Source organism: Limosilactobacillus reuteri, assembly GCF_020785355.1.
Classification (GTDB): domain Bacteria; phylum Bacillota; class Bacilli; order Lactobacillales; family Lactobacillaceae; genus Limosilactobacillus; species Limosilactobacillus reuteri_I.
This window is the reverse complement of the sequence record NZ_JAJGVH010000059.1, coordinates 1-739: the sequence shown is the minus strand read 5'-3', so window position 1 is coordinate 739 and position 739 is coordinate 1. Positions and strand designations below refer to the sequence as shown.

Genomic DNA, 739 nt, shown 5'->3' with positions numbered 1-739 from the left:
ATCATCAAGTCATGATTAACGTTATCAAAATAGGCTTTTAGGTCTAAGTCGACAACTCTGCGATAACCTTGATTATAAAGATCTACTACTTTTGCAATAGCGTCATGGGCCCCACGGTGGGGACGAAAGCCAAAACTATTATCAGAGAAAACACGCTCAAAGATAGGCGTAAGAATTTGGGCTACAGCTTGTTGAACCATTCGGTCCACCACAGTTGGTATTCCAAGTCTTCTTACTCCACCATTAGGCTTCGGAATTTCTACCCGTTTGACTGGTGCTGGTTTATACTTGCCCTCACGCAAACTAGCGATCAGTTCCATCTTATTTTCTCTGAGATATGGGAGAAGGTCATTGACTGTCATATCGTCAATGCCTGCTGCTCCTTTATTTCTCTTAACTCGCAAATAAGCCTGATTAAGGTTATTGCGATCCAAGACTAAGTCTTGGATAGTAACACTCATACCTTTACCTTCACCATAACCGGTACTACGCGCCCTTGTGTACTTTCGGTTTTCCAAACCTATCCTCGACAAGCGGTCAGCTTGTTGTTCTGTTTTCTGCGATCGTCGCACCTGATTACACCTCCGATATAAGTTAAAAGTTATTGTCGTTCAGTCCTTCATCTGATTACTCAAACTACTATGACCTCGGCTGACTTCTGGCTTACTCAACGCTACATCACTGCACCGCTTGTTTCTGTGGAAATTAAACTTATTCCTCTTGTCGGAAACGTGTAGGC

1 protein-coding gene is annotated in these 739 nt (G+C 43.0%); it reads right to left on the bottom strand.

All coding sequences use genetic code 11. The features are described from left to right. The coding region (locus tag LMB56_RS02060; protein ID WP_324294720.1) for a reverse transcriptase domain-containing protein at positions 1-572 on the bottom strand (572 nt) is incomplete at its 3' end. Positions 573-739 lie beyond the last annotated feature (167 nt).